Annotated in this window: 9 protein-coding genes; 2 read left to right on the top strand and 7 right to left on the bottom strand. The window is 61.4% G+C overall.

Annotated features, from left to right (window positions below; all coding sequences use genetic code 11):
* Positions 1-835 precede the first annotated feature (835 nt).
* The 7 genes from rpsT to SLT36_RS27945 all read right to left on the bottom strand — a co-directional run bounded on the left by rpsT (position 836) and on the right by SLT36_RS27945 (position 6,103).
* Positions 836-1,102 (bottom strand): 30S ribosomal protein S20, encoded by a 267-nt coding sequence (gene rpsT, locus SLT36_RS27975; protein WP_067965745.1) that lies wholly within the window; start codon positions 1,100-1,102, stop codon positions 836-838.
* Between the two features lie 134 nt (positions 1,103-1,236).
* Positions 1,237-2,010: an enoyl-CoA hydratase gene (locus tag SLT36_RS27970; protein ID WP_192318678.1), complete on the bottom strand. Its 774-nt coding sequence runs from the start codon at positions 2,008-2,010 to the stop codon at positions 1,237-1,239.
* 50 nt (positions 2,011-2,060) lie between these two features.
* On the bottom strand, positions 2,061-2,951 hold the full coding sequence (mutM, locus tag SLT36_RS27965) for a bifunctional DNA-formamidopyrimidine glycosylase/DNA-(apurinic or apyrimidinic site) lyase (RefSeq protein WP_432285196.1): 891 nt from the start codon (positions 2,949-2,951) through the stop codon (positions 2,061-2,063).
* Complete coding sequence (locus SLT36_RS27960) at positions 2,944-4,182, bottom strand: phosphopentomutase (protein WP_432285194.1); 1,239 nt, start codon at positions 4,180-4,182, stop codon at positions 2,944-2,946. Before SLT36_RS27960 ends, mutM begins: the two co-directional genes overlap by 8 nt.
* A 111-nt stretch (positions 4,183-4,293) precedes the next feature.
* Entirely contained in the window at positions 4,294-4,890 is a 597-nt protein-coding gene (locus SLT36_RS27955) for a TadE/TadG family type IV pilus assembly protein (protein WP_432285193.1), read from the bottom strand.
* A 74-nt stretch (positions 4,891-4,964) separates the two neighbouring features.
* Positions 4,965-5,435: a TadE/TadG family type IV pilus assembly protein gene (locus tag SLT36_RS27950; RefSeq protein WP_432285192.1), complete on the bottom strand. Its 471-nt coding sequence runs from the start codon at positions 5,433-5,435 to the stop codon at positions 4,965-4,967.
* Between the two features lie 242 nt (positions 5,436-5,677).
* Positions 5,678-6,103: a pilus assembly protein N-terminal domain-containing protein gene (locus SLT36_RS27945; RefSeq protein ID WP_432285190.1), complete on the bottom strand. Its 426-nt coding sequence runs from the start codon at positions 6,101-6,103 to the stop codon at positions 5,678-5,680.
* Positions 6,104-6,467: 364 nt separating this feature from the next.
* Here SLT36_RS27945 and SLT36_RS27940 point away from each other — a divergent pair, with 364 nt between their 5' ends.
* Together SLT36_RS27940 and SLT36_RS27935 are read left to right on the top strand one after the other, a co-directional pair.
* Positions 6,468-6,641, top strand: a complete 174-nt coding sequence (locus tag SLT36_RS27940) for a Flp family type IVb pilin (RefSeq protein WP_432285189.1) — start codon at positions 6,468-6,470, stop codon at positions 6,639-6,641.
* Between the two features lie 175 nt (positions 6,642-6,816).
* Positions 6,817-7,338 carry an A24 family peptidase gene (locus SLT36_RS27935; RefSeq protein WP_432285187.1) on the top strand — a complete coding sequence of 174 codons (522 nt, stop codon included), beginning with the start codon at positions 6,817-6,819 and terminating at the stop codon, positions 7,336-7,338.
* The last annotated feature ends 47 nt before the right edge of the window (positions 7,339-7,385 follow it).

Here is a 7,385-nt window from a genome sequence, read left to right as displayed (position 1 = left end):
TGTTTGCAATCCCTAACCTTCGGTCCTCGTTGCCGAATGGGGACGCGCCGCTCGCGTCTCCATCGGTGTATGTTCATTCGGGATGCTTGCCGTTTCCGGCGGAGCCCCAGTCACCTTCGCCTAGCGCCATGCAGCGCTTTCGGAAGGCCAGTGCCGCGGGGGCGGCAGCACCAGGCAAATGCGTAGCCACCCGGCGAAATCGCCGGTGCGATGCAAAGTCACCATGCCGTGTATCCCCACACGCCCCAAGTATACTTCGAAGTGGGCATACCTCCCCCGGACGCGGATTCCATCCACGCCGAGAACGCCGCCGATTTTGTGGCTTTGCAGAGGGCTTGCTGCCCGTCCCTTCGATAAAAAGACCTTACAAAAATCGCTGTGGACGAGGCAAGGCCGAGTCTAACCCGTTTTTAATGAATCTGCTTACCTCGGCTCCGGATTCAAAGCTTGCCGGTACCCCTCAAAGGGACAAAGCCGTTGTGATTCAAACCCTTTTCCGGGGATCGAAAAAAACCGCACGCCGGCCGAAATATTTTTAAAAGAATCCGCTTGACACCAACTTGTCCCCCGAGCCCCGCGGGCAGCTTGAACAAGCTGTGGATGACCATTCGCAAGTCTTTGAAATTAATAGGTAATTTCTGCCAGCCCGAGTCTGGTTGTAGGGCTACTTCTAACAGTTGTAGTTATCAGAATAGCCGCATATGCCGGCAAAATTTCGACCCCCTGCAGACCCTGCTTGGACGGCCCTTCGGACGGGTTTTTCGGCCCTCATCCGGCAAAAGAAAAACCCGGCTGGTTAGGCCGGGTTGATCAGAAATCCAATTGCTTGCAGGGCTTAGGCGGAAAGCGCCTTGAGCCGCTGTGCCAGGCGCGAAACTTTGCGCGAGGCGGTGTTCTTGTGAAGCACGCCCTTGGTGGCGGCGCGCATCAGTTCCGGCTGGGCGGCGTTGAAGGCGGCTTCCGCCTTTGCCTTGTCGCCCGAGGCCAGTGCCTCTTCGACCTGGCGGACATAAGTCCGGACGCGCGAGCGGCGGTTCTTGTTGACCGCTGCGCGGCGGGCGATCTTACGCGTTGCCTTCTTGGCCGAGGAGGTATTGGCCATGGTGCCTCTCTTTGATCTCTAGGTGGGCGCCCGCGGGTATCCGTAGAGCGCAAAAATAAATCGGGCGTCCCTGGGGGCGCCTCAGTTGGTGCGGCTTATAGTTCAGCTTGCCGCCAACGTCAACGCGATTCAGGTCAGCGGTTGCGGAAATTCGCAGTCCTTTTCTCGGCAAAGGCCGCCATGCCTTCCTTCTGGTCGTCGAGTGAAAACATTGAATGGAACACGCGGCGCTCGAAGCGCAGGCCTTCGGACAGCGTTACTTCATAAGAACGATTGACCGCTTCCTTGCACATCATGACAGCCGGAAGCGAGAAGTCGGCGATCTTTGCCGCCGCCTTCATCGCCTCTTCCATCAGGTCGGCCGCGGGCACGACTCGCGAAACGAGTCCGGAGCGCTCGGCTTCGGCCGCATCCATCATCCGGCCGGTCAGGCACATGTCCATTGCCTTCGACTTGCCGACGAAACGGGTCAGGCGCTGCGAGCCGCCCATGCCGGGCATGACGCCGAGCGTGATCTCGGGCTGGCCGAACTTGGCCGAGTCGGCGGCGATGATGAAGTCGCACATCATGGCGAGTTCGCAGCCGCCGCCCAGCGCGTAGCCGGCGACAGCTGCAATCATCGGCTTGCGGTTGGCTGCAAAGGCCTCCCAGCCGGAGAAGAAGTCTTCCATATAGGCGTCGACATAGGTCTTGCCCTGCATCTCCTTGATGTCGGCGCCGGCCGCGAAGGCCTTTTCCGAGCCGGTGATGACGATGGCGCCGATACCCTGGTCGGCTTCAAAAGTGCCGGTGGCGGCGAGGAGCTCGGCCAGGACAAGAGAATTGAGCGCGTTGAGCGCCTTCGGGCGGTTGAGCGTGATCAGCCCGACCTTGCCGCGTGTTTCGACGATGATCGTTTCATAGGCCATCTTGCGGCTCTCCCTCTCTCGCAGCGTCACCAATGAGGCTTTGCTCTAACTCAGCGCTGGCACTGGCGGCAATAGAAGGTTGAGCGCCCGCTCTGCACGATGCGCTCGATATGGCCCGCACAGCCGCTGTGCGCGCAAGGTTCGCCCTCGCGGTCATAGACGGAAAAGGAGTGCTGGAAGTAGCCGAGCGAGCCGTCGGTATGGACATAGTCGCGCAGCGAGGAGCCGCCGGCGGCGATCGCATCGGCAATGACTTGCCGCACCGATGTCGCCAGAAGCGTCGCCCGCTCCTTCGCCACCTTGCCATTGCCGGCGATGGTGCCTGCGGCCCGCGTCGGCGACAGCCCGGCGCGCCAAAGTGCCTCGGAGACATAGATGTTGCCCAGTCCGGCAATCAGTCGCTGGTCGAGCAGGGCCGCCTTCAGCGGAGTCTTCTTGCCTTCGAACAGCTGGGCGAGCAGTTCACCGTCAAGCGTATTGCCCGTCGGCTCGACGCCAAGTCCCTGCAGCATCGGATGCTCGGTGCCGTTGCGCTCGGCAAACAGCATGAAGCCGAACCGCCTGGGGTCGTTGAAGACGACTCGCGCCGAAACACCCTTTGGATCCGCGACGTGGAAGACGACATGGTCGTGAGTCTCGGACTTCGAGCGCTCGTGGTGGAAATTGCCTGGGGCGGCAGAGCCCTCGTCGGTTTCGACGCGGAACGAGCCGGACATGCCCAGATGGCAGATCAGCAGCGGCGCATCCTCGACATCGGCGATCAGATATTTGGCGCGCCGTCCGAGCGAGGTGATCTTGCGGCCTTCCAGGCGTTCGCCGAACCTGTCGGGGAAGGGGTAGCGCAGATTGGGGCGGCGGGTCTCGACGCGCTCGATGCGCGCGCCTTCCAGCACCGGCTGCAGTCCGCGCCGCACGGTTTCGACTTCGGGCAATTCAGGCATGGCTGGCGATCGTCTCCAGGAAGGAGTTGCCATGGCGGCCGGGCGCCAGGCCGAGATGGGCCGCCACCGTTTCGCCGATGTCGGCGAAGGTAAGCCTCAGCCCGATGTCCCCGCCGGAACCGCCCGCAGCGATACCGATCACCGGGATACGCTCGCGCGTGTGGTCGGTGCCTGGCCAGGTCGGGTCGTTGCCATGGTCGGCGGTGAGGATCAGCAGGTCGCCCGGCTGCAGCCGGGCGAAGGCTTCGGGCAGGCGCTTGTCGAAGGCTTCGAGTGCTGCGGCATAACCCGGCACGTCGCGGCGATGACCGAACTCGGTGTCGAAGTCGACGAAATTGGCGAACACCAGGTCGCCGTCCTGGGCGTCGTCCATGGCGCCGAGCGCCTTGTCGAACATCGCCATGTTGCCGACGCCCTTGCGGATTTCGCTGATCCCGCGATGCGCGAAGATGTCGCCGATCTTGCCGATGCCGATCACCTTGCTGCCGCGTGCGGTGAGGCGGTCGAGCAACGTGTCCTCAGGGGGCGGGGTGGCATAGTCGCGGCGATTGGGCGTGCGCTGGAACGTTGCCTTACTCTCGCCCAGGAAGGGTCGGGCGATGACCCTGCCGATCTTCAGCGGGTCGACGAGGCGGCGGACGACCTGGCACAGCTCGTAGAGCCGCTCCAACCCGAAATGCGTTTCATGTGCTGCGATCTGCAGCACCGAATCCACCGAGGTGTAGCAGATCGGCTTGCCTGTCCTGACATGCTCTTCGCCGAACCGTTCGATGATCTCGACGCCGCCGGCGTGGCAGTCGCCTAGAATGCCCGGAACCTTGCCTTCCCTGGATATCGCTTCGGTCAGCGAGGCGGGGAAGGCCGGAACAGTCTGCGGAAAATAACCCCAGTCGAAGGTGACGGGCAGGGCGGCGATTTCCCAGTGGCCGGAAGGTGTGTCCTTGCCGCTCGAAACTTCCTGTGCCGCACCGAAAAAGGCGCCGGCACGCAGCGGCGTGCCGGCGGCGAATTCGAACCCTGTCGCCCGCCTCGCGGCGAGGCCAAGCCCGAGCGATGCCATATTCGGTACCTCTAGCGGGCCGCTGCGCAAACCGACGCGGTCGCCGCGGCCCTCGGCGCAGGCGCTCGCAATGTGCCCGAACGTGTCAGAACCGACGTCGCCGAAGTGCGCGGCGTCGGCCGCCCCGCCAATGCCGAAGGAATCCAGAACAAACAGGAATGCACGCGCCATCTACAAGGGGCTCTCAATTGCCGGTCCGCCAGACATAGGATCAGTCGCGAACGTTGGCAATTATCCGGCGGAAAGGCAGCTGACAGCTTCGCGGCACAGCGCTGTGCCGGTTCAGCAGTTCGTGCAGGGAACCGATGCGCTCATGCGGGGGCGCAGATAGTAGGTTTCCGCCATCGGGATGCTGGCGAAAGCCGCGCCCAGGCCAAGCGCCTGCTTGCTTGTGGGTGTCCAGACGATGACGGGCAGGTAGTCGAGGTTGCTTTCGACGCGGATGAGGAAGGTTCCTCTGATCTTGAGTGCCGTCGGCACCGTTGCCGGAGCGTCTTTGGGGGCGTCCATCGAGGCAGTGCCGTTCACGAGTTTGCGTGACCAGGCCACCTTTACGACAGGTGTCGGTTCATCCGTTATCTCGATCGCGGTGATCACGATCTTGCCGACACTGCGATTGTAGGGCTGCAGGATCGATTCACCGATCTTCATGATCGCATCGATCTCGGCCGTGGTGGTGGTCTGCTGCTGGGTGACGAGGTCGGCGACCATCGAGCCGACGCGGCTGACCTTCTTGTTGGTCTCGATCCCTTGCGAAACCTCCATGGTCACGAAGTAGAGCGACAACAGCAGCGGCGCGATGATGGCGAATTCGACGGCGGCAATACCGCGCCTGTCACCGACCAGCGCGCAAGCGCGACACCGCCATTGCTCCAGCAAGGATCGTGCTCCCGCGCAGAAAGACATGTTGCCCCTTTTCCCAGGTCCGCGGCTCTCGAGGCCGATCGGTTCACTCAGTCGTTAAACGGTTCGTTCTGCCAGGTGACGGTCGCGTATTGCAGGGTCTTGCCGTCCTTGAGGTTCGACATCGATGCCCGCATGAAATCTGTGATGACAGGCCACTTGTAGATGACCTGCAGCATGTTCTTGGACATCGATGGGCCTGGTGTGACGGCAAAGCCTGTCGTGTCGATATCCCTGTCGCTGGTCAATTTGAGTTTGACCTTTGCCGCTTCGGCAAAGGTCGGATAGCTGCGCAGATCGACGATCAGCTGGGCCTTGCAGTCCTTAGAGACCAGGACTGCAAGCTTCTCGCAAATCTTGTCCTTCAGTTTGTCCTCGGTGAAGCCTGCCGCCTTTTCCTGGCCCGTGCGCAACTGCCGTGCAACTTCGTCGGCGGCATTGGCGAGCACCTGTTGCCCGGCAAACGCAATGCAGCTTTCCAGGATGGCAAAGACCAGCAGCGAGAACGGGATCGCTAGCACGGCGAATTCGATCGCTGTACTGCCGCTCCGGTTCCGCATGAACCTGATGAGGTGGCTTGGCTTGGATCCGTTCACATCAATGCCTTCTGCAACCGCTGCTGCGCCCATGTCCCGACCGCGTTCCGTGGTTCGCGTCGACGTATAAGGGAAAGCTGTTGAGGTCCGGTTTGAATGACCGGGAAAATTGTGCGAATCCGGTTTACCCGCGGCTAACCACGGGGGGCAGTGTCACGCATCGACACCTACTGGCTGGCGTTCATCTCGCTCTCGGACATCCGCTCGGCATCGTTCTTGTAGGAGCTCTCGCAATAGGGCGTGCAGGACAGCGTCTGGATCTCCGAACGCCGGTAGATACGGACGGATGAGGCGTCATGGCGGATAACCGTCACCTGCTCGTCGACGATCGGGCTGCCGTCGGCATCGAGCACCACGAGGTTGGTGACGCCAAAACCCTTGCCGGTGAGCACGATGGTCGAGGCGTCCTGTATGGCAGCATCGGCGATCGCCGAATTGCCGACCACAATGGTATCGGCCGGGCGCGTGAGCCGCACGATCTTGGCCTGGTTCATCGTCACTTCAATGCCCGCGCCGGCATATGCGTATGTTGCGGCCGCGAGAGATGCCAGCCAGGCGCAGGCTCCCAGGACATAAAGGTTTGGCTTGGCCATGTCGTCGCCCCCTCGGCGGCTGTCGGTGTCGGTCCACTGTTCAATGGAAGATGAACGACTTTGGTGAACCAACGGTTAAGCGTTGCATGGTGACAACCATAGGGCGAGGCGGCATCCCTTTCGAACAGTCTTCATATCACGTTGCCAGTGCCGAAGAACGCCTTCCCGAGGCAGGTGCCATCCCTGACAATTGTTGGGCTGCGCTTAGTCCGCAGTTAACCAAATGGAGCCAAGCCGCCACGAAAGGATTCGGTAAGGCTGTTTCTTAAGTCGATCGAAAGAGCTCCCCGCTAGGTTGCAGTCATCCGATCGACGACAAAGAAATGTTGGCGGAAGTGCTGTAACACGGAGCAAGGAGCTTATCATGTCGAACCTCATCGCACGTTTTGTTAAGGACGAATCCGGCGCGACCGCCATCGAATACGGTCTGATCGCCACGCTTATCGCGCTTGCCATCATCGTTGCCGCCGGCAGCGTCGGCACGCAGCTTGATGCACGCTTCAAGGCCGTCGCAACGGCGCTGACGCCCGCCCCGTAATATGGGTGCAATGCCTCTCCGGCGCTTCAGTCGGTAGGGTTTACGGAAAGGCTGCTCGCGTTGAGCAGCCTTTTTGCTTTCGGGCGGCAGCCGATCGATCGTGCCGCCGGTTCATCGAAGCTTAATGCCACGCCATTAGCTTCGATCCAGTTGTGTGAATGGCGGAGACGTAGCCATGCTTGAAGCGTTGATATTTGTGGTGTTTCCCTTCTGCATGGTCTTTTCAGCCGTCTCCGACACCTTGTCGATGACGATCGCCAATCGCGTGCCGCTTCTGCTGCTTGGCGTGTTCCTCTTGGTTGCACCGCTGACTGGCATGGCATGGGCTGATATCGGCATGCATCTCGCCGCCGGCGGCCTCTTGCTGACCGTTACCTTCGCCCTGTTTGCCTTTGGTGGCATGGGCGGCGGCGATGCAAAGCTGATCGCTGCCACCGGCGTCTGGATGGGGCTGGGCATGCCCCTGATGGAGTATCTGCTCACCTCTACGATCCTTGGCGGCGTCCTGACGCTCGCGATCCTGGCTTTTCGGAGCTCGTTGCTGTCTCGTGTCGTCGGCCAGAACATGTTCCTTAAGAACTTTTCCGAAGACGCGGGCGGCGTGCCCTATGGCATTGCCCTTGGGCTCGGCGGGCTGGTCACCTACCCGGCCTCGCCGCTGGCGGTCTGGGCAGTGGAGCGTCTGGCGTCGCAATAGCCCTACAGACACCACGCGTAAGAAACAATTAATCACGCTTGTAAGGA

This window comes from Aminobacter sp. BA135, assembly GCF_050859125.1.
In the GTDB taxonomy this organism is placed as follows: Bacteria; Pseudomonadota; Alphaproteobacteria; order Rhizobiales; family Rhizobiaceae; genus Aminobacter; species Aminobacter ciceronei.
The sequence above is the reverse complement of the archived record's forward strand: the minus strand, read 5'-3'. Positions and strand labels throughout refer to the sequence as shown.